The organism is Nocardioides pakistanensis (assembly GCF_054781215.1).
On the sequence record NZ_BAAGUV010000048.1, the window covers coordinates 61,349 to 84,083 of the forward strand.

At 71.9% G+C, this 22,735-nt stretch carries 20 protein-coding genes; 9 read left to right on the forward strand and 11 right to left on the reverse strand.

Annotation, left to right across the window (positions count from 1 at the left end; all coding sequences use genetic code 11):
- Window position 1 precedes the first annotated feature (1 nt).
- The 3 genes from ACYVIH_RS17220 to ACYVIH_RS17230 form a co-directional block, all read right to left on the reverse strand.
- On the reverse strand, window positions 2-856 hold the full coding sequence (locus ACYVIH_RS17220) for an EamA family transporter (RefSeq protein WP_460870728.1): 855 nt from the start codon (window positions 854-856) through the stop codon (window positions 2-4).
- A 4-nt stretch (window positions 857-860) separates the two neighbouring features.
- Window positions 861-1,337 carry a DUF456 domain-containing protein gene (locus tag ACYVIH_RS17225; RefSeq protein WP_460870729.1) on the reverse strand — a complete coding sequence of 159 codons (477 nt, stop codon included), beginning with the start codon at window positions 1,335-1,337 and terminating at the stop codon, window positions 861-863.
- A gap of 73 nt (window positions 1,338-1,410) precedes the next feature.
- The gene (locus tag ACYVIH_RS17230; protein ID WP_460870730.1) at window positions 1,411-1,662 is read right to left on the reverse strand and encodes a DUF7455 domain-containing protein; all 252 of its coding nucleotides are present in this window, start codon (window positions 1,660-1,662) and stop codon (window positions 1,411-1,413) included.
- A gap of 340 nt (window positions 1,663-2,002) precedes the next feature.
- Here ACYVIH_RS17230 and ACYVIH_RS17235 point away from each other — a divergent pair, with 340 nt between their 5' ends.
- Window positions 2,003-4,144 (forward strand): DNA gyrase/topoisomerase IV subunit B, encoded by a 2,142-nt coding sequence (locus ACYVIH_RS17235; protein ID WP_460870750.1) that lies wholly within the window; start codon window positions 2,003-2,005, stop codon window positions 4,142-4,144.
- Window positions 4,145-4,171: 27 nt separating this feature from the next.
- Here the strand turns inward: ACYVIH_RS17235 and ACYVIH_RS17240 are convergent, their stop codons facing one another.
- The 6 genes from ACYVIH_RS17240 to ACYVIH_RS17265 are packed head-to-tail and all read right to left on the reverse strand — an operon-like array spanning window position 4,172 to window position 11,015.
- The gene (locus ACYVIH_RS17240) at window positions 4,172-4,669 is read right to left on the reverse strand and encodes a beta-class carbonic anhydrase (RefSeq protein WP_460870731.1); all 498 of its coding nucleotides are present in this window, start codon (window positions 4,667-4,669) and stop codon (window positions 4,172-4,174) included.
- A 20-nt stretch (window positions 4,670-4,689) separates the two neighbouring features.
- Entirely contained in the window at window positions 4,690-5,190 is a 501-nt protein-coding gene (locus tag ACYVIH_RS17245; RefSeq protein ID WP_460870732.1) for a beta-class carbonic anhydrase, read from the reverse strand.
- Entirely contained in the window at window positions 5,187-6,140 is a 954-nt protein-coding gene (locus ACYVIH_RS17250; RefSeq protein ID WP_460870733.1) for a sucrase ferredoxin, read from the reverse strand. Before ACYVIH_RS17250 ends, ACYVIH_RS17245 begins: the two co-directional genes overlap by 4 nt.
- Complete coding sequence (locus ACYVIH_RS17255) at window positions 6,137-7,843, reverse strand: MFS transporter (RefSeq protein ID WP_460870735.1); 1,707 nt, start codon at window positions 7,841-7,843, stop codon at window positions 6,137-6,139. Before ACYVIH_RS17255 ends, ACYVIH_RS17250 begins: the two co-directional genes overlap by 4 nt.
- Window positions 7,840-8,526, reverse strand: a complete 687-nt coding sequence (locus tag ACYVIH_RS17260) for an LppX_LprAFG lipoprotein (protein WP_460870736.1) — start codon at window positions 8,524-8,526, stop codon at window positions 7,840-7,842. Before ACYVIH_RS17260 ends, ACYVIH_RS17255 begins: the two co-directional genes overlap by 4 nt.
- Window positions 8,527-8,531: 5 nt before the next feature.
- Window positions 8,532-11,015, reverse strand: coding sequence for a DNA gyrase/topoisomerase IV subunit A (locus tag ACYVIH_RS17265; protein ID WP_460870737.1), 2,484 nt, complete (start codon window positions 11,013-11,015; stop codon window positions 8,532-8,534).
- 79 nt (window positions 11,016-11,094) lie between these two features.
- Here ACYVIH_RS17265 and ACYVIH_RS17270 point away from each other — a divergent pair, with 79 nt between their 5' ends.
- From ACYVIH_RS17270 to ACYVIH_RS17295, 6 genes are all read left to right on the forward strand, one after another.
- On the forward strand, window positions 11,095-13,824 hold the full coding sequence (locus ACYVIH_RS17270; protein WP_460870738.1) for a bifunctional acetate--CoA ligase family protein/GNAT family N-acetyltransferase: 2,730 nt from the start codon (window positions 11,095-11,097) through the stop codon (window positions 13,822-13,824).
- A 73-nt stretch (window positions 13,825-13,897) separates the two neighbouring features.
- Complete coding sequence (locus tag ACYVIH_RS17275) at window positions 13,898-15,187, forward strand: MFS transporter (protein ID WP_460870739.1); 1,290 nt, start codon at window positions 13,898-13,900, stop codon at window positions 15,185-15,187.
- A gap of 31 nt (window positions 15,188-15,218) precedes the next feature.
- Complete coding sequence (locus ACYVIH_RS17280) at window positions 15,219-15,815, forward strand: DUF5998 family protein (RefSeq protein WP_460870740.1); 597 nt, start codon at window positions 15,219-15,221, stop codon at window positions 15,813-15,815.
- Window positions 15,812-16,933: an alkaline phosphatase family protein gene (locus ACYVIH_RS17285; protein ID WP_460870741.1), complete on the forward strand. Its 1,122-nt coding sequence runs from the start codon at window positions 15,812-15,814 to the stop codon at window positions 16,931-16,933. Before ACYVIH_RS17280 ends, ACYVIH_RS17285 begins: the two co-directional genes overlap by 4 nt.
- A gap of 19 nt (window positions 16,934-16,952) precedes the next feature.
- Window positions 16,953-17,618 carry a thymidine kinase gene (locus ACYVIH_RS17290; RefSeq protein ID WP_460870742.1) on the forward strand — a complete coding sequence of 222 codons (666 nt, stop codon included), beginning with the start codon at window positions 16,953-16,955 and terminating at the stop codon, window positions 17,616-17,618.
- Between the two features lie 13 nt (window positions 17,619-17,631).
- A complete protein-coding gene (locus ACYVIH_RS17295) occupies window positions 17,632-18,456 on the forward strand; it encodes a sulfurtransferase (RefSeq protein WP_460870743.1) in 825 nt (274 codons plus the stop codon).
- 102 nt (window positions 18,457-18,558) lie between these two features.
- Here the strand turns inward: ACYVIH_RS17295 and sepH are convergent, their stop codons facing one another.
- A complete protein-coding gene (gene sepH, locus ACYVIH_RS17300; RefSeq protein ID WP_460870744.1) occupies window positions 18,559-19,659 on the reverse strand; it encodes a septation protein SepH in 1,101 nt (366 codons plus the stop codon).
- 78 nt (window positions 19,660-19,737) lie between these two features.
- Here sepH and ACYVIH_RS17305 point away from each other — a divergent pair, with 78 nt between their 5' ends.
- Window positions 19,738-20,382 carry a trimeric intracellular cation channel family protein gene (locus ACYVIH_RS17305; RefSeq protein WP_460870745.1) on the forward strand — a complete coding sequence of 215 codons (645 nt, stop codon included), beginning with the start codon at window positions 19,738-19,740 and terminating at the stop codon, window positions 20,380-20,382.
- A gap of 15 nt (window positions 20,383-20,397) precedes the next feature.
- On the opposite strand, the gene ACYVIH_RS17310 is transcribed toward ACYVIH_RS17305, so the two are convergent.
- Window positions 20,398-21,732 carry a D-arabinono-1,4-lactone oxidase gene (locus ACYVIH_RS17310; RefSeq protein WP_460870746.1) on the reverse strand — a complete coding sequence of 445 codons (1,335 nt, stop codon included), beginning with the start codon at window positions 21,730-21,732 and terminating at the stop codon, window positions 20,398-20,400.
- Between the two features lie 49 nt (window positions 21,733-21,781).
- On the opposite strand from ACYVIH_RS17310, the gene ACYVIH_RS17315 reads away from it, so the two are divergent.
- On the forward strand, window positions 21,782-22,630 hold the full coding sequence (locus ACYVIH_RS17315) for an oxygenase MpaB family protein (RefSeq protein WP_460870747.1): 849 nt from the start codon (window positions 21,782-21,784) through the stop codon (window positions 22,628-22,630).
- Window positions 22,631-22,735 lie beyond the last annotated feature (105 nt).

Consider the following 22,735-nt stretch of genomic DNA (forward strand, 5'->3'; position numbering starts at 1 on the left):
CTCACCCACCTGCCACCAGGACGATCGCAGCAGCACAGAGCCCGAGGCCCACGCCTTGGGCTCTGTGCACCCTCTCGTGCAGCACCAGCGCCGCGAGCAGCACCGTGGTGGCCGGGTAGAGCGAGGTGAGCACCCCGGCCACGGTTAGGTAACCGGCCTGGGTGGCGAGCAGGAACGCCGCGGTCGCGCCTGCCCCGAGCGGACCGGCGAGCAGGGCCAGCCAGGTCCGCCGCTGCCGCGGCACCCACTCGCCCCCGACGAGCACGGCCAGCACGACCACCGCCGGCAGCGACACCGCCTGCGCCAGAGCCAGTGGCCACAAGCCGGCGCTGTCGGGTACCTGCCCGAGCGCGGCGAACAGCACCCCGAACCCGACCCCGGCCAGCACACCGTCGAGGACGCCTTCGGCGAGCGAGGCCCGCCCTCGCGTGCCGCGACCGCGGGCCAGAGCGTCAGGGGTGCTGGAGACCAGCCAGATCCCGGGCAGGGCGAGCGCGATCCCGGTCCAGACCACGAGGGAGAGCCGCTCGCCGGCCACGGTCCCCGCCAGGACCGGTACGACGGCCGCCCCGACCGCCGACACCGGGGCCACCACCCCCATCCGCCCCGAGGCGAAGCCCCGGTAGAGGAACCCGGTGCCCGTGCCGCTGCCGATCCCGCCGAGCAGCGCCCAGAGCAGGTGGCCGGTCGTGGGGGAGCCGGCGACCATGAACGCCACGGCCGCCGTGCACAGCGTGGACGAGGTCTGGCCCACGACTGCCACCGACCAGGGCGACACGGCCCGTGAGACCAGGCCGCCGACGAAGTCGGAGAGCCCGTAGCCGAGCGCCGAGAGCAGCGCGAGCACGACCGCCACGGGGTCAGCTGGCCAGCGCGCCCACGAGCCAGACCGCCGTCGCGAACAGCGCGGCGACCAGCTCGACCAGGACCGACAGGCCCACCGCCTTGACCGTGGCGACCGTGGTCGGCCAGGCCCGCTCGTGGCCGACCCGCGGGAGCTCGGCGAGATAGACCCCGAGCACGAAGCCCAGGAACAGGCCGATCACCGGCACGACGAAGAACCCCACGATGGCGAGGACCCCGCCCGCCACGATGGAGCGGGTGGGGACTCCCGAGGTCCGCAGACCGCGGCCGGGGACGACGTACTTCACCACCGCACCGACGGCGAGCAGGGTGGTGACGAGCGCGAAGACGAACCAGCCGGTTCCGGTGCCGGTGTCGAGTGCCCAGACCAGCACGGCGGCGAGGATCAGGATCGAGCCGGGCAGGACCGGGACCACGATGCCGACGAGCCCGACCAGGATCGCGAGGCCGACGAGGATCTCCACGGAAGTCACGGACGCACCCTTTCACACGACGAGGGCCCCGCACCGGTCGGTGCGGGGCCCTCGTGAGAGCGGGGGACCGGGATCAGCGATCGCTGTCCGCGGTCGTGGACGGACGGTCGGTGAGACGGTCGGTCTCGTCGTGGACGTGGACTGCGATCTCGCGAAGCTTGTCGCCGTGCTCGCGGGCGTGGTGCGCGCAGAAGAGAAGCTCGCCGCCACCGGAGAGCTCGACGCGCAGGTAGGCCTGAGCACCGCAACGGTCGCAGCGGTCCACAGCCGTCAGCGGGGTACTGGGGGCAACTGCAGTGGTCACTTGAGGCCTCTTTCCTTCCATGGTGTCCTGCTCAACGTAGCGGCTGGCTCCAATGTTCCCTGTTTTGCCGAGGGCCAATCCTCGCCGTCCACTTCGTCTTCACCTGACATCAACATCCAATCACGCGGGAGTAATCCCTCCGCAGGGGGCTTCCGGCCCGCAGTGGGGTGACCCTTGACACGTGCTGTGCTCGCCGACTGGTCGGCTCGACCAGTGTGACGTGGTGCGGGCCGTCCGGTTGCCGGTTTCCACCAACCGAAACGCCCCGTTGTCGCATCGTGACATGACACACATCGTGGCCGTTCCCGAGCGCGAAGGCCGGTAGGCGTGGCGTTCCGGGCGTTGGGCGTGTCGCGGGTAGATTTGCCGGGACGGCGGACGCACCCCGTCGAGAGCTACTGCGTTGAGGAGCGACGTGCCAGCCCGCACTGCCGGAGGAACGAAGATCGACAACTCGTACAACGCCCACCACCTCCTCGTCCTGGAGGGGCTCGAGGCGGTCCGCAAGCGCCCCGGCATGTACATCGGCTCGACCGACTCGCGGGGGCTGATGCACTGCGTGTGGGAGATCATCGACAACGCGGTGGACGAGGCGCTCGGCGGTTTCTGCACGCGCATCGACGTCACCCTGCACCGCGACGGCTCGGCCGAGGTGCACGACAACGGCCGCGGGATCCCGGTCGACAAGGAGCCCAAGACCGGGCTGTCCGGGGTCGAGGTGGTCTTCACCAAGCTGCACGCCGGCGGCAAGTTCGGCGGCGGCTCGTACGTCGCCACCGGCGGTCTGCACGGCGTCGGCTCCTCGGTGGTCAACGCGCTCTCGGCCCGGCTCGACGTCGAGGTCGACCGGTCGCCGGCGACCCAGCAGATGTCCTTCCGCCGCGGCACCCCCGGCGTGTTCGACGGGGAGGGCCCGGACGCGGGGTTCACCCCGCAGTCGGGGCTCCACAAGGGTGCCCGGGTGAAGAAGGGCGTCACCGGCACCCGGGTCCGGTTCTGGCCGGACCGGCAGATCTTCACCAAGGACGCCACGTTCACCTTCGACGAGCTGGTCACCCGCGCGCGTCAGACGTCGTTCATCGTTCCCGGCCTGGAGCTGGTGATCCGTGACCTGCGCGGTGACCAGCCGGTGGAGGAGAAGTTCCGCCACGACGGGGGGATCACCGAGTTCTGCGACTTCCTCGCCGCCGACGAGCCGGTCAGTGACGTGCTCCGTCTGCAGGGACACGAGAAGTTCACCGAGACCGTCCCCCTGCTCGACGACAAGGGTCACATGACCCCGCAGGACGTCGAGCGCGACCTCGCGGTGGACGTCGCGGTGCGGTGGGGGACCGGCTACGACACCGAGATGCGCTCGTTCGTGAACGTGATCGCCACGCCCAAGGGCGGCACGCACGTCTCCGGCTTCGAGCAGGCGCTGACCAAGACCTTCAACGACGTGCTCCGCGCCACCAAGCAGCTCAAGGTCAACGACGCCGACGTGATCAAGGACGACGTGCTGGAAGGGCTCACCGCGGTGGTCACCGTCCGGCTTGCCGAGCCGCAGTTCGAGGGCCAGACCAAGGAGGTGCTCGGCACCCCCGCGGCACGGTCCATCGTCCGCAAGGTGGTCAGCTCGGAGCTCAAGAGCTTCCTCACCTCGACCAAGCGTGCGGAGAAGGCCCAGGCCAAGCTCGTGATGGAGAAGGTGGTCAACGCCTCCCGCACCCGCATCGCCGCGCGCCAGCACAAGGAGACCCAGCGCCGCAAGAACGCCCTGGAGTCCAGCGCGCTGCCGGCCAAGCTCGCCGACTGCCGCTCCAACGACATGGAGAAGAGCGAGCTGTTCATCGTCGAGGGCGACTCGGCGCTCGGCACCGCCAAGCTCGCCCGCAACTCGGAGTTCCAGGCGCTGCTGCCGATCCGCGGCAAGATCCTCAACGTGCAGAAGGCCTCGGTCGGCGACATGCTCAAGAACGCCGAGTGCGCCTCGATCATCCAGGTGGTGGGCGCGGGCTCCGGGCGGACCTTCGACATCGACGCGCGGCGCTACGGCCGGATCATCTTCATGGCCGACGCCGACTCCGACGGTGCCCACATCCGCACCCTGCTCACCACGCTGTTCTTCAAGTACATGCGCGAGCTGATCCTCGAGGGCCGGGTCTACTCCGCCGTGCCGCCGCTGCACCGCATCGAGCTGGCCAACCCGAAGAAGGGCATGGACAAGTACGTCTACACCTACTCCGATCCCGAGCTGCAGCGGAAGCTGGCCGAGCTGTCGAAGAAGGGGATCCGCTGGAAGGAGCCGATCCAGCGCTACAAGGGTCTGGGTGAGATGGACGCCGACCAGCTCGCGGAGACCACGATGGACCCGCGGCGGCGGACGCTGCGGCGGATCACCGTCGACGACGCCGACGCCGCCGCCCAGGTGTTCGAGCTGCTGATGGGCTCGGAGGTCGCTCCCCGCAAGGAGTTCATCGTGCAGGGTGCCTACGAGGTCGACTCCGAGGCCATCGACGCCTGAGGCGCCAACCGTGCGCCCACGCGGCGGTCAGAGCAGGCGTTCCAGCCGGCCGGTGTCGACGTCGTACATGAACCCGCCGACCTCGGTGCCCGGGGCGATCAGCGGGTAGGAGCGCGCCATCTCCACATCCTCACGCAGACCGGCGAGCTGGTCCTCGACGACGAGGAAGGTCTGCCAGGCGGCGTGCTGGCCACTGGCGGCGCTGATCCTGGTGCGCAGCTCGGCCTGGGACCAGCGGGCCGCCGCGCACCGGGTGTGGGGGATGACCATCACCCGGCGCACGCCGAGCAGGTGGGTGGCCAGCACCAGCGCCTCCAGGACGCGCGGGGTGACCCGGCCGCCGGCGTTGCGGATCACCTTCGCGTCGCCGTGAGCCAGGCCCAGCATCGACAGCGGGTCGATGCGCGCGTCCATGCAGGTGATCACGGCGAGCCCGGCCCGTGCCTCGCCCTCGTGGCCGCCGCGGTCGAAGGAGTCGGCGTAGGCGCTGTTCGCGGCGAGGATGTCGTCGAAGGTGTCGTCCACGCCGCCAGACTAGGCGGTTTTCAGGACTCGATCGGGTTGATCAGACCAGTATCTACGTCGTAGATGAAGCCGCCCACCTTGACCGTGTCGGGGATCAGCGGGTGGCTGCGCACCTTGGCCAGGTCCTGCCGCAGTGCCGCCTCCTGGTCGGTCACGACGCCGAAGCTCTGCCACGACGCGTCCTGGCCGGCCGAGCTGCCGACCCGCTGCTGGAGCTCCTGCTCGCTGGCCGAGGCCATCGCACAGCGGGTGTGGGGGATCACCAGCACCCGGTCGACGTTGAGCAGGTGCACCGCAAGGACGAGTGCCTCGAGCGCCTGCGGGGTGATCCGGCCGCCGGGGTTGCGGAAGATCTTCGCGTCGCCGGGCTGGAGCCCGACCATGCCCAGCGGGTCGATCCGGGAGTCCATGCAGGTCACCAGCGCCACCCCGGCACGGGCGACGCCGTCGAACCCGCTCAGCGCGAACGTCTCGGCGAAACGGCGGTTTGCTTCCAGGAGGTCATCGAAGTCATGGTTCACGAGCCGAAGGTTAGCGAACCTTCACCTTCCTCCACGAGGGTGTACCAGGTCATGGGCTTCAGTGCCTTCCCGCACGACTCGGCCCGCAGGACCTCCGGATTTTCCCGCGCCTCGACCCGGACCGTCCACGACCGGCCGTCGTCGTGATGCAGCGTGGTGGTCCAGCTGCGGTCGGCGGTCTGCTCGTGGGCGGTGACCCGCAGCGCGTCGAGGCCGAGCACGTGGTGCTCCCTGCGCACCGCGAGCTCGGCGGCCTGGGCGGGCGGGTGCCAGGTCGACCGGCCCCGGCTGCCCTGGATCACGGTTGCGCCGCGCTCCGCGGCACGGAGCAGCTCCCCGGCGGTGCCGACGTCGAGCCGGCCGTGCAGGGTGCCGGCCGGCAGCAGCACGGCGGTCGGGGCGAACCGGTGTCCCGAGGTGTGTGTGACCTCCCAGACCTGCTCGGGGTTCACTGCCGCCGCACCCAGCGCGACCGGCCGACCCTTCACCGCACAGCAGACGTCACGCTTGGCGTTGGTGCACACCAGCAGGTGCGGGCGTTCGGAGGGAGTCAGGGTCGGTAGCGACCGCCGTACCGCCTCCAGGTCGCCGTCGCGCAGCGCGGCCCAGTCGGTGTCCAGCAGTGCGGCAGGGTCGGTGACGGTGCCCTCGAGGAGCCAGGCCACGCCGGGCCGGGTGTGCGCGACGAGGACCCGCCGGGGCGTGCCGTGTGCGTGCGGCTCATCGGCGTGCCGGCCGGGCCGGCGGATCAGCGAGGGACGTACGTCGTGGGCGCCGGCCGCGGCCTCGAGCGCGCGACCCACCTCGGGGTCGAGGTGGCTGTCGGTGAGGGCCTTCGCGCCCCAGGGGCCGTTCTGCTCCAGCGCCACCCAGGCGAGGGCGTACGGCGCGGTGCCGTGCATCGGCTCGGCGACCGCGAGGGAACCGTCGCTGCAACTGAGGCCCGTCATCGCGCCACCTTCAGGCTCCGGAACGTCACCAGCGCGAGGACCGCTGCCAGCACCGCGCAGACCGCGGCGCCGACGAAGACCGTCTGCAGCTGGGCGAGGCCGGCCTCCTTCAACATGACGGTGTACGCCGAGCACCGGCTCGGTCCACCGCACACCTCCGACGGCGCGGGCAGGTCGACCTGGAGGCTGTAGTAGCGGCGCAGACCGATCGTGGTGAGGGCCGAGATCCCGACGAGCATGCCCACCATCCTCGCAACGACGAGCAAGGCGCTGGCCACGCCGTGCACCGCGTCGGCGGTCGCAGCCAGGAGAGCGGCGTTGACCGGCGCCACGGCGAGCCCGAACCCGAGACCCCCGATCACCAGCGGGACGGTCGCGACGCCGTGGCCGAGGCTGTCGAGCCCCCAGCCGCTCATCCAGGCGAACGCGGCGGCCGCCAGGACCATGCCGGCGGCGGTGACGACGCCGGTCGGCAGCCGCCGGACCAGGAACCCGCCCAGCAGCGCGCCGACCGGCAGCGCGACCAGGAACCGGAGCAGGACCAGCGCCGCCATCAGCTGGGAGTCGGGGTAGACGGTGACGCGGGCGAAGATCGGGATGTCGACCAGGGCGGCGATCAGGGCGGCTCCGACGAACAGGCTGACCAGCAGCGACCCCCATGCCGGGGTGGCCGCGAACGCGCCGTGCGGCACCAGGGGCGCTGCGGCCCGCCGGTTGTGCAGCCAGAAGAGCAGCACGGCCAGCGCGGAGGCGGTCAGCAGCCAGGGGCCGGCAGGTGAGAACACCTGGACCTCGGGGTCGGCGGTGGCGAAGGCGAGGATCACCCCGCCCAGGGCGAGCGCGATCAGTGAGGCACCGAGCAGGTCGGCGCTGCGTCCCACGGCCACCCAGCCACGCAGGTCGAGCACCGGGCGCGGTGCGGTCAGGCTGCGTGCGACGAGCAGGACCGTCGCCGCGTAGAGCGCCAGGGCGAGCGGCGTGAGCCACCGGGAGTCCCCGGCGACCGGCACGAACGCGAGACCGGAGGTGATGCCCCGGGTCAGCCGGTCCGGCTCGAGGAGCACCAGGGTCAGCAGCGTGAGCGCGAGCGCGACGAGCAGCATGCCGACGACGTCGCGGCGGGCCCGGCCCGGCGTGTGGGGCTCGCCTCGGAGCGACAGCAGGGCGGCTGCCAGCACCAGGCCGACGGCGAGGTTGACCCAGAAGATCGCCTCCCAGTCGGCCAGCGCGAGCACCAGGGCGCCGTACAGCGGGCCGAGCACGCTGCCGACCTCCTGGACGGCGCCGACCACGCCGAGCGGCACTCCGCGCCGCGCGGGCGGGTAGATGTCGGCCACCAGCGCCAGGGTGGCCGGCACCAGCCCGCCACCGCCGACGCCTTGGAGGAAGCGGCCGGCGACCATGCTGGTGAGGTCGTAGGAGGCGGCCGTCACCAGGGAGCCGAGCGCGAAGACCACCAGCGACCCGACGAGCACCGGCAGCCGGCCGCGCAGGTCCGCGATCCGGCCGATCAGCGGGAGCATCGCAACGTAGCCGAGCAGGAACCCCGACACGATCGGGGCCGCGCGCTGCAGCTCGTCGACCGCGAGCCCGGCACCGGACATCATGTCCGGCAGCGCGAGCACCACCACGTAGGTGTCGGCGGCCGCGAACGCGACCGCGACGGCGGCCACGCCGAGCAGCAGCCGCGGGCTGGTCCTCACGGAGCGGTGATGTCCGCGGTGGTGCCGTAGCTCGCGAAGCCGACCGTGTAGGTGACGGCATCGGTCTCGGGGTAGAACGGCCCGGTCAGCACCGCCTCCCGCAGCCGGCCCTCGTCGTCGACGGTGAAGGTCGCGTCGAAGTCGCTGTCGGCCGACGCGCTCGGGATGATCGAGGCGACCACCTCGCCGGGCACCGTGGCGGTGTAGCCGGACAGCACGTCCTCGCCGTCGCGGACCTGCTCGCCCTCCTCGACGCCCTCGGCCGAGGTCAGCAGCGAGGACAGGCCCTCGTCGGGGTCCATCAGCCCGGCCGGGTCCGGAGCGGCGTATGCCGCGGGGTCGACCTCGACGAACTTCGTGGTGAACGGCAGCTTCGCGTAGACCTTGCCGTCGACGGCCACGACGGGCACGTCGGCCGGGAACCCGCCGACCGCCACCTCGAGGTCGCCCTCGAACGCAGGTGCGTGCGTGCCGACCCCCTCGGCGCTCAGGATGCCGTCGACGCCCTTGGGGAGCTCCTCGGTCGAGAGGTCGATGCGCACGCCCGAGGTCTCGTCGAGCTTCGTCTTGGCGGCGGCGAGGACCTCCTCCGGGGTGGTCTCGTCCTCCTGCGCGTCACTGGTGCAGCCGCTCAGGGCGAGCACGGCCAGCAGGCCGGTCGCGGCGGCGCGGGTGAACGTCATGGGGGTCAGCCTTTCACGCCGGCTGCGACCGGGGGGTGCAGGGCGGTCGCCGGCGAGGAGCACGCGGCGATCGGCTGCGGCGCCGGGACGCCCGACCCGTCGCGTCGGCCGTTGGCCTCGGGCAGGTCGACCGGGGCTCCGCTGGCGGCGGCGGCCAGTGCCGGACCGGTGCCGGCCCACGCCTGCACCAGCGTGTCCTCTCCCTTGAGGAAGCGGTGGCAGCGCACGCCGCCAGTGGCCCTGCCCTTCGCGGGGTACTCGGTGAAGGGGGTCACCTTCACCGAGCCGGCCTCGGTGCCGGGCAGGGCGGTGCTCGAGCCCGAGACGGTCACGACGACCGTGCTCTCGTCGGGTTCGAAGGCGGTGAACGACACGACCTGCTCGCCGGAGGTGACCCGGACCCCGGCGACACCGCCGCCGGCCCGGCCCTGCGGGCGCACGTTGGCCGCGGAGAAGTGCAGCAGCTGGGCGTCGGAGGTGACGAAGCACAGCTCCTCCTCACCGGTGCGCAGGTCGACGGCGCCGACCACCCGGTCCCCGTCGGCGAGCCGGATCACCTCCCAGTCGTCCTTGTTGCTGAGGTACTCCGGGTTCACCCGCTTGACCACGCCCTGGGCGGTGCCGAGGGCGAGCCCGGGGGAGTCGGCGTCGAACCCGGCCAGGGTGAGCACGCGCTCGTCCACGTCGAGCGAGAGGAACTCGCTGACCGGAGCCCCGCCCTGCAGGTGCGGGGCGTTCGCGGTGGCCGGCAGGGTCGGCAGGTCGAGGACGTCGAGCTTCATCACCCGCCCGCGCGTGGTGACCGCACCGACCTGCCCGCGAGCGGTGGTGCGTACGGCGGACACGATCACGTCGTGCTTGCTGCGGCCGCCGCCCGAGCCGGGCTCCTCGAGCCCGGTGGTGCGGGCGAGCAGACCGGTCGAGGAGAGGTACACCACGCACGGGTCGTCGGCGACCTCGAGCGGGACCGCCGAGGTCACGGTCTGCCCGGCGGACTCCAGCAGCACGGTCCGGCGCGGGGTGCCGTAGGTCTTCGCCACCTCGGCGAGCTCGTCGGAGACCACCTGGCGCAGCAGCGTCTCGTCGGCGAGGATCGCGTCGAGCTCGGCGATGGTCTGCTCCAGCTCGGTCTTGCGCTTCTCCAGCTCCAGCCGGGAGTACTTCGTGAGCCGGCGCAGCGCCATATCGAGGATGTAGGTCGCCTGGAGGTCGCTGAGGTCGAAGACCTGCATCAGCCGCTCCTTGGCCTCCGCGGCGTTCTCGCTGGAGCGGATCAGCTGGATAACCTCGTCGATGTCCAGGATCGCGATCAGCAGGCCCTCGACCAGGTGCAGCTCGTCGGCGGCCTTGCCGCGACGGTAGGCCGACCGGCGCCGGACCACGTCGTAGCGGTGGCCGAGGTAGACCTCGAGCATGTCCTTGAGGCCGAGCGTCCGGGGCTGTCCGTCGACCAGCGCGACGGCGTTGATGCCGAAGCTGTCCTCCATCGGCGTGTGCTTGTAGAGCTGCTCGAGGAGCGCCTCGGGGTGGAAGCCGTTCTTGACCTCGATCACCAGCCGCAGGCCGTTGGTGTGGTCGGTGAGGTCCTTGACGTCGGAGATGCCCTGCAGCTTCTTGGCCTGGACCATGGTCTTGATCCGCTCGATGACCTTCTCGGGCCCGACGCCGTACGGCAGCTCGGTGACCACGATCCCCTTGCGGCGCGGCGTCACGTTCTCCACGCGGGCGGTGGCGCGCATCCGGAACGACCCCTTGCCGGTGTCGTAGGCGTCCCGGATCCCGTCGAGCCCGACGATCTTGCCGCCGGTGGGCAGGTCCGGGCCGGGGATGAACCGCATCAGGGCGTCGAGGTCGGCCTCCGGGTTGGAGATCAGGTGCCGGAGCGCCTGGACCACCTCGACGAGGTTGTGCGGGGCCATGTTGGTCGCCATGCCCACCGCGATGCCCGAGGCGCCGTTGACGACGAGGTTCGGGATCGCCGACGGCAGCACGGTGGGCTCGAGCTCACGGCTGTCGTAGTTCGGCTTGAAGTCGACGGTCTCCTCGTCGATCGAGGTGGTCATCGCCAGCGCCGCCGGCGCCATCCGGCACTCGGTGTAGCGCATCGCGGCCGGGCCGTTGTCGGGCGAGCCGAAGTTGCCGTGGCCGTCGACCAGCGGGACGCGCAGCGACCACGGCTGGACCATCCGGACCAGCGCGTCGTAGATCGCGCCGTCGCCGTGCGGGTGCAGCCGGCCCATCACCTCACCGACCACGCGCGCGCTCTTGACGTGTCCCCGGTCCGGACGCAGGTTCATCTGGCCCATCGTGTACAGGATCCGGCGCTGCACGGGCTTGAGCCCGTCACGGGCGTCGGGCAGGGCACGGCTGTAGATCACCGAGTAGGCGTACTCGAGGAAGCTGCCGCGCATCTCGTCGCCGACGTCGATGTCGACGATGTGCTCCTGGAAGTCGTCGGAAGGCGGTTCAGGCTTTGTGCGCTTGGCCATTGCGCCATTCTCACCCGGAACCGTCCCGGCCCGTGCAGGGGCACGCCGTTGTTCGTCCCGAGGCGCTAGATTGCCTTGCGTGAGCGCCTCAGATCCTGCTCAGACGACCGCCCCGGCCTACCCACGACACTGGGAGGCCGACGTACTCCTGCGTGACGGGCACACCGCGCACCTGCGGCCGATCTCGGAGGACGACGAGCAGCTGCTGGTGGACTTCTACGCCCAGGTCTCCGCGGAGTCGAAGTATCTGCGCTTCTTCGCGCCGATGCCCACGCTCTCCGAGCGCGACGTCAAGCGCTTCACCCACGTCGACCACCAGGACCGGGTCGCGTTCGTGCTCACCGTCGCCGAGAAGATGATCGCGGTCGGCCGCTTCGACCGGATCCCCGGGCCCGACGGGACGCCGGGGGACGAGGCGGAGGTCGCGTTCCTGGTCCAGGACGCCCACCAGGGTCGAGGGATCGCCCAGCTCCTGCTCGAGCACCTCGCGCAGGCCGGGCGCGAGCGCGGCGTGAAGAAGTTCGTGGCCGAGGTGCTGCCGGAGAACCAGCGGATGATCCAGATCTTCCGCGAGGCCGGCTACCAGGTGGCCGGCGGGTTCGAGGAGGGCGTGATGCGCTTCGAGTTCCCGATCGACTCCACCGACACCTCCGTCAGCGTGATGCTCTCCCGGGAGCACCGCGCGGAGGCCGCCTCCATCCAGCGGTTCTTCAACGCCCGCAGCGTGGCGATCATCGGTGCCTCACGCCGGCAGGACACGATCGGGCAGACGCTGGTGCACAACCTCGTGCTCGGCGACTACACCGGACGGGTCTACGTGGTGAACTCCGCGGCCGACGCGGTCTCCGGGATGCCCGCCTACAAGAGCGTCGCCGACATCCCCGACCAGGTGGACGTCGCCGTGGTGGCGGTGCCGGCCGAGGCGGTGCAGGACGTGGTGCTCGACTGCGCGGCCAAGGGTGTGCACGGGCTGATCGTGATCTCCTCGGGCTTCGCCGAGACCGGAGAGGAGGGTCGGGCCCGGCAGCGCCGCCTGGTCGGGCTGGCCCGCAGCTACGGGCTCCGGCTGATCGGCCCGAACTGCCTGGGGATCATCAACACCTCCACCGACGTGTCGCTCAACGCGTCGCTGTCGACGGTGATGCCGCCGCGTGGCCGCGCGGGGTTCTTCTGCCAGTCCGGCGCACTCGGCATCGCGATCCTGGAGAAGGTCTCCCGGCGCGGTCTGGGTCTCTCGTCGTTCGTGAGCGCCGGCAATCGCGCCGACGTCTCCGGCAACGACCTGCTGCAGTACTGGGAGGAGGACGCGGCCACCGAGGTGGTGCTGCTCTACCTCGAGTCGATCGGTAACCCCCGCAAGTTCAGCCGCGTCGCCCGGCGGGTCTCCCGCCGCAAGCCGGTGATCGCGGTGCGCTCGGGCCGGACGACGCAGGGCGTGCCGATGGGCCACGCGGTGCGGACCATCGTCGCGCCGCAGGCAGCCGTGGACGCGATGTTCCGGCAGGCCGGCGTGATCCAGGTGGACAACCTCGACGAGATGTTCGACGTCGCCCAGCTCGTGGCGCACCAGCCGCTGCCCCGGGGGCGCCGGGTGGCCATCGTCGGCAACTCCGACGCGCTCGGTCTGCTGGCCGCCGACGCCGCAGCGGCGGTCGGCCTCGACGTGTGCCGTTCGGTGGTGCTGAACCCCGAGGCGAGCGCCGAGGAGTTCGAGGAGGCGCTCGACGCCGCCATCGACGACCCCGAGGTGGAGTCGGTGGTCGCGGTGTTCATCCCTCCGCTGAACACCACCGGTGACGAGGTCGCCAACGTCCTCGCGGCCGTGGGCGAGCAGTCCGACAAGCCGCTGGTCTCGACGTTCCTGGCCACCGAGGGCATCCCGGAGCTGCTCCGGGTGCCGGACGTGGCCGGTGCCACCGCCGGGCGCGGCTCGGTGCCGTCGTACTCCTCGGTCGAGGCGGCCGTCCGCGCCCTGGCCAGGGTCGTGGAGTACGCCGCCTGGCTGGCCAAGCCCGAGGGTGAGCTGGTGGCGCCGGAGGAGGTCGACGTCAGCCGGGCCCGGAGACTGCTCAACCAGATCCTCATCGACTGTCCCGAGGGCAGGGAGCTGACCTTCGACGAGCTGCGCGAGGTGCTGGACGCCTACGGGATCGACCTCTGGGCCCGGATCGAGGTCAGCACCGAGCAGGAGGCGGTCGCCGCCGGCGAGAAGCTCGGTTGGGACGTCGTGCTCAAGGCGACCGCCGAGCACCTGCGACAGCGGCCCGACCTCGCCCACGTGTGGCGCAACATCGACACCGAGGCGGAGATGCGCGACGCGTGGGCCACGATGCACTCGATCATCGACGAGCCCGACAAGGCCGGGTTCATCGTGCAGCGGGTGGCCGCGCCGGGCGTCCCGGTGGCCATCGGCGGCATGGAGGACCCGCTGTTCGGCCCGGTGGTCTCCTTCGGCATCTCCGGCGCCACCACCGAGCTGCTCGGCGACCGGGCCTACCGGATCCCGCCGATGCACAGCGGCGAGGCAGCGGAGATGGTGCGCGAGATCAAGGCCGCGCCGATGCTGTTCGGCTACCGCGGCAGCGAGAAGGTCGACGTCGACGCGATCGAGCACCTGCTGCTGCGTGTGGCGCAGCTGAAGAACGACCTGCCGCAGATGCGCACCCTCGACCTCAACCTGGTCCTCGTCGGCGCGGGTGGGGCCACGGTGCTCGACGCGCGTGGCCGGGTGGAGCCGGTCTCCGACGCGCGGTCGGACTGGTTCGTGCGCCGGCTCAGCAGCCCGATCGGCGACACGCTCCACGGGTAGGTGTCCGGCGTCACCCGGCAACTGCAGGAAATCGTTGGCGGGGCGAGCGGGAGGTGACGGACAATCTCCCCCCGTGAGCAGCATCGTCGAACCTTCCTCCCTCCGCCCCACCACCCGTCTCGACCCGCTGGTGCGGCGGCTGTTCGTCGGCATCGCGTTCTCCGCGCTGGGCAGCGGGCTCACGCTGCCGTTCCTCTACGTCTACCTCGCGCAGGTCCGCGGGATCTCCACGTCCACCGTCGGACTGCTGTTCGCGTGGATGGGTCTGCTCGGGTTCCTCGGGTCGCCGCTCGGCGGCACGCTGATCGACCGGTTCGGCCCGCGCCCGGTGATGATCGTCGGGCTCACCGCGGAGGCCGCGGGCGTGGGGTCGCTGGCGTTCGTCGAGACCACCGCCCACGCGTTCCTGGTCGCCTCCTTCATCACCCTGGGCACGGTCGGCCTCTACCCGGCCGCGACCGCGATGCTGACCCGGCTCGTGCCCGAGGAGGGCCGCGAGCGCGTGTACGGCTTCCAGTTCATGCTGCTCAACGCGGGCCTCGGGATCGGCGGCGTGGTCAGCGCGACGATGATCCACGTCGGTGACCCGTCGTCCTTCCAGCGCCTCTACGCCCTCGACGCGCTGTCGTACGTCGCGTACATCGTCGTGGTGCTGACCCTGCCGCGAGGCACCGGTGCCGCTCCGAAGGACACAGCGGTCCCGGCCGAGACCACCGCCGGGCCGCAACCCGGCTGGGGAGTCGCGCTGCGCGACCGGACCCTGCTGCGGGTCACCGCGATCTCCGTGCTGCTGCTGACCTTCGGTTACGCCCAGGTCGAGGCCGGCTTCGCGGCCTACGCGGTCGAGGTGGCCGAGGTGCCCGCGCGCTCGTTGGGCTGGGCCTTCGGCGCGAACACGCTTGCGATCGTGCTCGGCCAGCTGGTCTCCCTGAGGCTCATCAAGGGGCGCCGGCGTACGTCGATGCTGGCGCTGTGCGCGGGCGTGTGGTCGCTGTCGTGGGCGGTGATCGCCTCCTCCGACGCCGTCGACGGCTGGCTCGCGGTGATGCTCGTGGTGATCGGCCTCGCGGTCTTCGGGCTGGGGGAGACGCTGTGGGCGCCGGTCGCGCCGGCGATCGTCAACGGCCTCGCCGTGGAGAAGCTGCGCGGACGCTACAACGCCTTGCAGGGCATGACCTGGACCGTGGCGATGATCATCGGTCCCGCGCTGAGCGGGATGCTGATCGGCAACGGCCTGGCCCGGGTCTGGGTGCTCTGCACCGTCGGGGGCACGGCCGTGGCCGCACTGCTCTTCCTCCGGCTGCGCCGGCACCTGACTCCCGCCCAGAACGGCGTGGGTCCCGAGGTGGTCCTGGCCGCGTGACCGCCCGAGCCCGCATGGGAGACTGGGCGCCATGTCCGACCGCTACGCAGAGCTCCGCACCGCCATCGAGAAGTCCGGCTACTACCCCGACGTGGTGGCCGACGCGGTGAACGCCGCGGTGGCCGGTGAGCACGTGGTGTCCTACTTGGTGCACCACGAGCCGACCATCGACCGCGACGAGGTGCGCCGTCACGTGACCGTGGTGGTGCTGACCCCGACCCGGCTGATCGTCGCCCACACCGACGAGCACGCGCCCGACGACCTGCTCCCGGCCCCGTACACCTCGACCTCGACCGAGGCCGTGATGCTCTCCACCGTGCGGTCGGTGGTGGTGAACCGGATGGTCGCCAACCCGGCCTCCTACAAGGGCAAGCCGGTGCCGCCGCCGGGAGCCAACGAGGTGGTGCTCACCATCGGCTGGGGCGGTCTGGGTCGGCTGGACCTCGAGCCCGCCGGCTGCAGCGACCCGCAGTGCGAGGCCGACCACGGCTACACCGGCGTGGTCGCCTCAGACGACTTCTCGATCCGGGTCAGCGCGGCCGCCGATGGTGACGACGCGGTCGGCCACGTCCTCGCCTTCGCCGAGGCCCTGTCCGCCGCGACCGCCGGCAGCGCTCCGCGATCGTGAGCGGCGAGTTCGTCGTCCCGGCCTACCACGACCGGTCGCTGGGCGAGGTGCTGCCGGCGGTCTCGTCCGCGCTCGGTGTCGACGCGGGCCTCGGCCCCACCTCGATGGTGCTGCCGGAGGCGAGGGCCTACGTGGTCTTCCTCGTCGACGGCCTCGGTTACGAGCTGCTGCGCGACCACCCGGACCAGGCTCCGTTCCTGCACTCCCTCCTCGCCGAGCAGCCGCCGGCCACCGTGGGCGTCCCCTCGACCACGGCGACCAGCCTGACCTCGCTCGGCACGGCGCTGACCCCGGGGACGCACGGTGTGGTCGGCTACACCTCGCGCATCCCCGGCACCGACAAGCTGCTCAACGCGCTGGCGTGGGACGCGGAAGTCGATCCACGGGAGTGGCAGCCGCACCCCACGGCGTTCGCCCGGCTGGCGGCCGCCGGCGTGCACACCACGACGGTCAACCGTCGTGACTTCGCCGGGTCCGGGCTGACCGTCGCCGGCTCCCGCGGTGCGGAGTTCGTGGGGGCCGACAAGGTGGGGGAGCGGCTCGCCGCCGTCCTGGCCTCCTCCGGCCAGGCACCGTCGCTGACCTACATGTACAACTCCGACCTCGACTGGACCGGCCACGCCCACGGGGTCGCGTCGATGGCCTGGCAGCTGGAGCTCTCCATGATCGACGCGGAGGCCGAGCAGCTGCGCGAGTCGCTTCCCCCCGAGGTGCGCATCCTGGTCGTGGCCGACCACGGCATGGTCGACTCCCCGGCGGAGCGCCGGATCGACGTCGAGGACCATCCCGAGCTGCGTGACGGCGTCGCGCTGATCGGCGGTGAGGCGCGGCTGCGGCACCTGTACTGCCGTGGCGGGGCCGTCGACGACGTGTTGGCCACCTGGCAGGAGAAGCTCGGCGAGCGGGCCGAGGTGCTCACCCGCGACGAGGCGCTCGGTCGAGGCTGGTTCGGCGAGCTGGTATCCGCCGTACGGCCTCGCCTCGGCGACGTCCTGGTCGCCTGCCGAGAGGACTACGCCGTGCTCAGCAGCGCTGACTTCCCGATCGAGACGCGGCTGGTCGGGCTGCACGGCTCGCTGACCTCGGCGGAGATGCTGATCCCGATCCTGGTGGCCTGACGTGGCATGATGCACGCCCGTGGCTGAACTCCAATTCTTCACCGGCACGATGGACTCCGGCAAGTCCACGCTCGCCCTGCAGACCAACCACAACCATGCCGCTCGGGGCCGGCTGGGCCGGATCTTCACCACCCGCGACCGTGCCGGCGAGGCCACGCTCTCGAGCAGGCTCGGCCTCACCCACGAGGCGCTCGAGGTCGCCACGGACTTCGACTTCTGGCAGTACGTCGTGCACTCGCTCACCCACGGTGCCCGGATCGACTACCTGATCTGCGACGAGGCGCAGTTCTACACGCCCGGCCAGATCGAGCAGCTCGCACGGATCGTCGACGAGCTGCAGATCGACGTGTTCGCCTTCGGCATCCTCACCGACTTCCGCTCCGAGCTCTTTCCCGGCTCGGCCAGGCTCGTCGAGCTCGCCGACCGGATGCACGTGCTCCAGGTCGAGGCGCTGTGCTGGTGCGGCAAGCGGGCCACCCACAACGCCCGCACGGCCGACGGGATCATGGTCACAGAGGGGGAGGTGATCGTCGTGGGCGACACCGACAGCGCCGAAGGGTCCGTCGACGCGGAGGACCCGGTGGTCGGTTACGAGGTGCTCTGCCGTCAGCACCACCGCCGCAAGCTGACCGCGGCGCGGGCCAAGGCGGTCTCGATGATCCCCGACCCGTTGCCGTTCGAGTGAGAGGCGCAGTGCCGTGCCCCAGTCACCGCTGATCAGCCCGCGCGCGCTCGCCGCGCTCGACGGAGAGGTCGCGCTGCTCGACGTCCGCTGGGCGCTGGGCGGCCCGCCGGGCCACGAGGAGTTCGTCGCCGGGCACATCCCCGGGGCGGCGTACGTCGACCTCGACACCGCACTGGCCGACCCGCCGGGAGCCCGAGGGCGTCACCCGCTGCCCGACCAGGCCCGGTTCGAGGAGGCGATGCGTCGGGCCGGCGTGCGCAGCGGCCGCCCGGTGGTCGTCTACGACGCGGTCGCGGGGACCTCTGCCGCGCGCTGCTGGTGGCTGCTGCGCTACCACGGACACCGGCAGGTGAAGGTCCTCGACGGCGGCTGGCAGGCCTGGCTCGAGGACGTCGGCGACGTCGAGCACGGACCGGTCGAGCCGAAGCCGGGCGACTTCGTCGCGCGGCCCGGCCAGATGCCGGTGCTGGACGCGGAGGGGGCGGCACGCGTGGCTCGCGAGGGTTCGCTGGTCGACGCCCGTGCCCCGGAGCGGTTCCGCGGCGAGGTCGAGCCCGTGGACCCGGTGGCGGGCCACATCCCCGGTGCGGTGAACGTGCCGACGGCCCAGAACCTCGACGCCGGTGGCAGGTTCAAGGACGCCGCGGCCCTGACCGCGGTCTACGAGCACGCCGGCGTCCGCCCCGGCCGGGAGGTGGGGGTGTACTGCGGTTCGGGGGTGACCGCCGCGCACGACGTCCTCGCGCTGGAGGCGTTGGGCCTGGAGGCCGCGTTGTACCCCGGCTCGTGGAGCGAGTGGGTACAGAGCCCCGGGCGTCCGGTGGCCACCGGCAGGTAGACCGCTCGTCGCCCGGGCGTGACCAGGGGAGAGGCTGGTCGTTGTACGCGTCGAGGTCGTGGGTCGGTGTGATCAGGGGTACCGATCCACGACCCCTCTGCGTCAGTCGGACCGGCCGCCGCCGAACATGATCTCGTCCCAGCTCGGCACCGACGCGCGCCGGCCCTTGCGCCCGCCCTTCTTGGGCGCCTCGGCAGCGGAGGCCGCGTCGTCGGTGTCCTGCTCGGCCGTCTCCCGCGCCGGGGCTTCCGGCTGCCTGCCGTCGGCATCGGCCCCGCTCGCCTCGCCCTCCGGCGCGGACTTCTCGGACCCCGCGGGGGCCTCGGGGGTCGGAGCGTGGGGACGCTCGCTGGCCTGGGTCGCGATCCAGTCGGCGTCACCGGTCGAGCTGCCGCCGACGGCCAGGTCCGCGGCGCTGCGCAGCCTGCGGGCAGCCGGGGTGAGGTCGACCGTCAGCTCCTCGGCCTCGGCGGGCTGAGGACCGGCCTCGGGACCGGGCCCGGTGACCAGCTCGATGGCGTCGTCGCCCAGGGGGAGCTCGTCCTCCGGAGGCAGCGGCATGGGCCGACGGCCGGACGTCTGGGTGCGGGTCGGTGCCGGCTGCTTGCGGGTGGCCTCGCCGACCAGCGCCCGGGCCTCGTCGTCCTCGGGCACCACGTAGCGTCCCTGCACGTCGAAGGTGAACTCGGCGTGCCGCGGCCGGCCGGCGTCGCGGAAGTCGGCGACCAGGCGCCACCGGCCGTCCTCGCGCCGCCAGGCGTCCCACTCGACGGAGTCGGGGTCGACGTTCTTGGTGCGCAGCTGCTCGGCGACGGCGTCGCCGAGCAGCCGGGCCGGACCCTCGCCGCCCTTGCGGCGCACGGAGGCGCGCTGGGCGCGGTCGGCGATGTGCGCACGCTCGGCCAGGACCGGCGTCGCGAAGCTCATGATCCGGTCCACCGTGGTCTGCGCGGCCTGGGCGACCGTTTCCGGGCTCTCCCCGGCCCGGATCCGGGCCTGGATGTCGCGGGGCCGCAGTGCGCTTTCCATCTGAATCTCCAACTGGCCGAGTCGTGCGTGGTCACCGCGGAGAGCGGCCGTGAGCCTGGCGTCAGCAGGAAGGGTGTACTCCTCACCCGAGTCACTGACGAGGACCAGTCTGGTCTTGTCCTCAGTCAGCCCCACGAGTGTGAGGTCCTGCATGCGGGCGGCTCCTGATCTCATGTCGTCTTGTCCGCACGAGCCTACTTCAGCGTGCGGACGCTACGGCGTAGCCGGAGCGTGAGTCGTTAACCTCTGCGGGTGCAGACATCGGCGGCGGCTCCCGGCGTGCTCCTGGTGATCCTGGACCTGGCCGGGATCTTCGTGTTCGCGCTGTCCGGCGGCCTGGTCGGGGTGCGCAAGGGGCTCGACGTGTTCGGTGTGCTCGTGCTCGCGAGTGCCACCGGCCTGGGCGGCGGGTTCCTCCGCGACGTGCTGATCGGTGCCGTTCCGCCGGCCGCCCTCGCCGACTGGCGCTACCTGGTGGTTCCGGTCGTCGCCGGCATCCTGACCTTCTGGTTCCACCCGACGCTGGGCCGGATGGAACGCCTGGTGACGGTGTTCGACGCCGCCGGGCTCGGCCTGTTCTGCGTGGTCGGGGCCCTCAAGGCGATCGACTACGGGCTGGGACCGGTGCCGGCGGCACTGATGGGCACGCTGACCGCCGTCGGCGGCGGGGTGGTACGCGACCTGCTGGCCGGCCGGGTGCCGGTGGTGCTGCGCAGCGAGCTGTACGCCACGCCTGCCCTCGTCGGCGCTGCGCTCGCGGTGACGATGGACACCCAGACCGGGCTGTCGACCTCGGCGTTCGCGGTCCCGGCCGCCGCACTCGCGACCGGCTGGCGGCTGCTGGCCATCTGGCGCGGCTGGCAGGCGCCGCGGCCCGCGGGGACGCCGAGCACCTGACGCGGGTGCGCGCGGCTACGGCCCGAGCACCCGCTCGAGATAGGCGTTGCCGAAGACCCGGTCGGGGTCGACCCGGTCGCGAACCTCGAGGAAGTCCTGCCAGCGCGGGTACGCCGGGGCGAGGTCGGCTGCCGTGCGCGTGTGCAGCTTGCCCCAGTGCGGCCGGCCGTCGTAGGACCGCATGACGTTCTCGACGCCGGCGAAGTAGGCACGGTGGTCGGTGTGCGCGTTGACGTGGAACGCCAGGTAGACGCTGTCGCGGGCATGAGCCGTGGACAGCCACACGTCGTCGGCCGGGGCGGAGCGGACCTCGACGGGGAAGCTGATCCGCCATCCCTGCCGGTCGATCAGGGCGCGCGTCTCGGTGAGTGCCTGCATGCCGACCTCGCGCGGAACGGCGTACTCCATCTCCCGGAACACGACGTCGCGCGGAGAGGTGAACACCCGGTGCGAGACGTCGCTGTAACTGCGGGCGGACAGGGCCCGTGACGAGAGCCGGTTCAGGCGTGGCACCAGCGAGGGCGCGGCGTTGCCCAGGGAGTTGACCCAGCCGAAGACGGTGTTGGACAACAGCCGGTCCTCAAGGGCCTCGCGCGCGGGTGACAGCGGACGGGGTACGTCGAGGGTCCGGTTGTTGCGCTTGACCAGCATCCGGTCGGTGTGAGGGAACCAGTACATGTCCACGTGGTGGTTCGCCGCGGTGATCTCGTCGAACCCACCCACGGCAGCGTCCCAGGTCAGCGGCTCCTCGACCGCCTCCAGCGTGAACGCCGGTTCGACCAGGAAGGTGACCGCGGTGAGGATGCCCAGGGCGCCGAGGCCGATCCGGGCCGCGTGGAACAGCTCGGCGTCGCGGTCGGCGGAGACTCGACGCACCTGGCCGTCGGCGGCGACGAGCTCCAGGGCCTTCACCTGGGCGGCCAGCGAGGCCCACACGCCGCCGGTGCCGTGGGTGCCGGTCGAGATCGCGCCGGCCACGCTCTGCTTGTCGATGTCGCCCATGTTGTGCAGGGCGAGGCCCAGGCCGTGCAGCGTCGAGTTGAGGAAGTGCAGCGGGGTTCCGCTGCCGACGGTCACGGTCATCGCCTCGCGGTCGACCTCGCGCACTCCGACCAGGTGGTCGGGCCGCATCAGCCAGCCGCCGGTGACGGCGACGTCGGTGAACGAGTGGCCGGAGCCGATCATCTTCACTCGCGTCCCCTGGGCGGCCGCCTCGGTGACCAGCGCCGCGACCTCGGCGGTGTCCTGCGGGGCGACGACCCGGGTAGGTGCGGAAGAGGCCAGTCCGGACCAGTTCCACCAGCGGCCGGCGGCGTCGAGGGTCCCAGGGACGGCAGTCGTGTGCGACATGGCAGCAGCGTAGGGGGCGCGCCATCGCTGCCGGGGCATACTCGACGTCATGGCGACACCCGTGGTCAACGAGGTCCGCAGCCGGCTCGGAGCGCAGCTGTTCGCGCGCGTGGCGGGCCCGGAGGGCCCGCGCCGCCGTGAGCGCATCCACGGCACTCCGGGGCCACGGTGGTTCGCCGAGGGCGCCGCGATCCGTCAGGTGCACGGTGACGCGTCGATGTTCGTCGGGGGCGTCCGAGCCCTGCTGCTGCAGTCGCTCCACCCGCTGGCGATGGCCGGTGTCGCTGCCCACTCCGGCTACAAGGGCGATCCGTGGGGGCGGCTCCAGCGGACCAGCCACTTCCTGGCCGTCACGACGTTCGGCACCGCGTCCGACGCCGACAAGATGGTCCGCCGGATACGTGCCGTGCACGAGACCGTGCGCGGGATCGCGCCGGATGGACGTTCCTACGCAGCCTCCGACCCGCACCTGCTCCGCTGGGTCCACATCGCCGAGATCGACAGCTTCCTCACCGCCCACCAGCGCTACGGCGCGCGCCGGCTCGACCAGGCGGAACGGGACCGGTACGTCGCGGAGACGGCAAGGGTCGCTGAGGCGCTCGGGGCAGTCGACCCGCCCCGCAGCGAGGAGGAGCTGAGACATCAGCTCACGGAGTACCGGCCCGAGCTGCACGCGACCACCGCGGCTCGCGAAGCCGCCCGGTTCATCCTGCTCACCCCGCCGCTGCCGCTGCCTGCCCGTCCGGCCTACGCCGCGATCGTTGGAGCGGCCGTGGCGCTCATGCCCCGCTGGGCCCGCGAGGAGCTCGGGCTGCTGCCGGTGCCGGGCGTCGTTGCCGGACCCGCCGGCGCCGTGATCACCCGCACCATCCGCTGGGCGATGGCGCCGCCGGACTGAGTTCCACCGCTTGACGCGGCACCTGCGCCTCATCGTCGGCGTCTGAACCTGGCTTCGCCGGTGGGGGTGATGGTGAGGGTGTAGTGGGGGTCGTGGGCGCGTTGG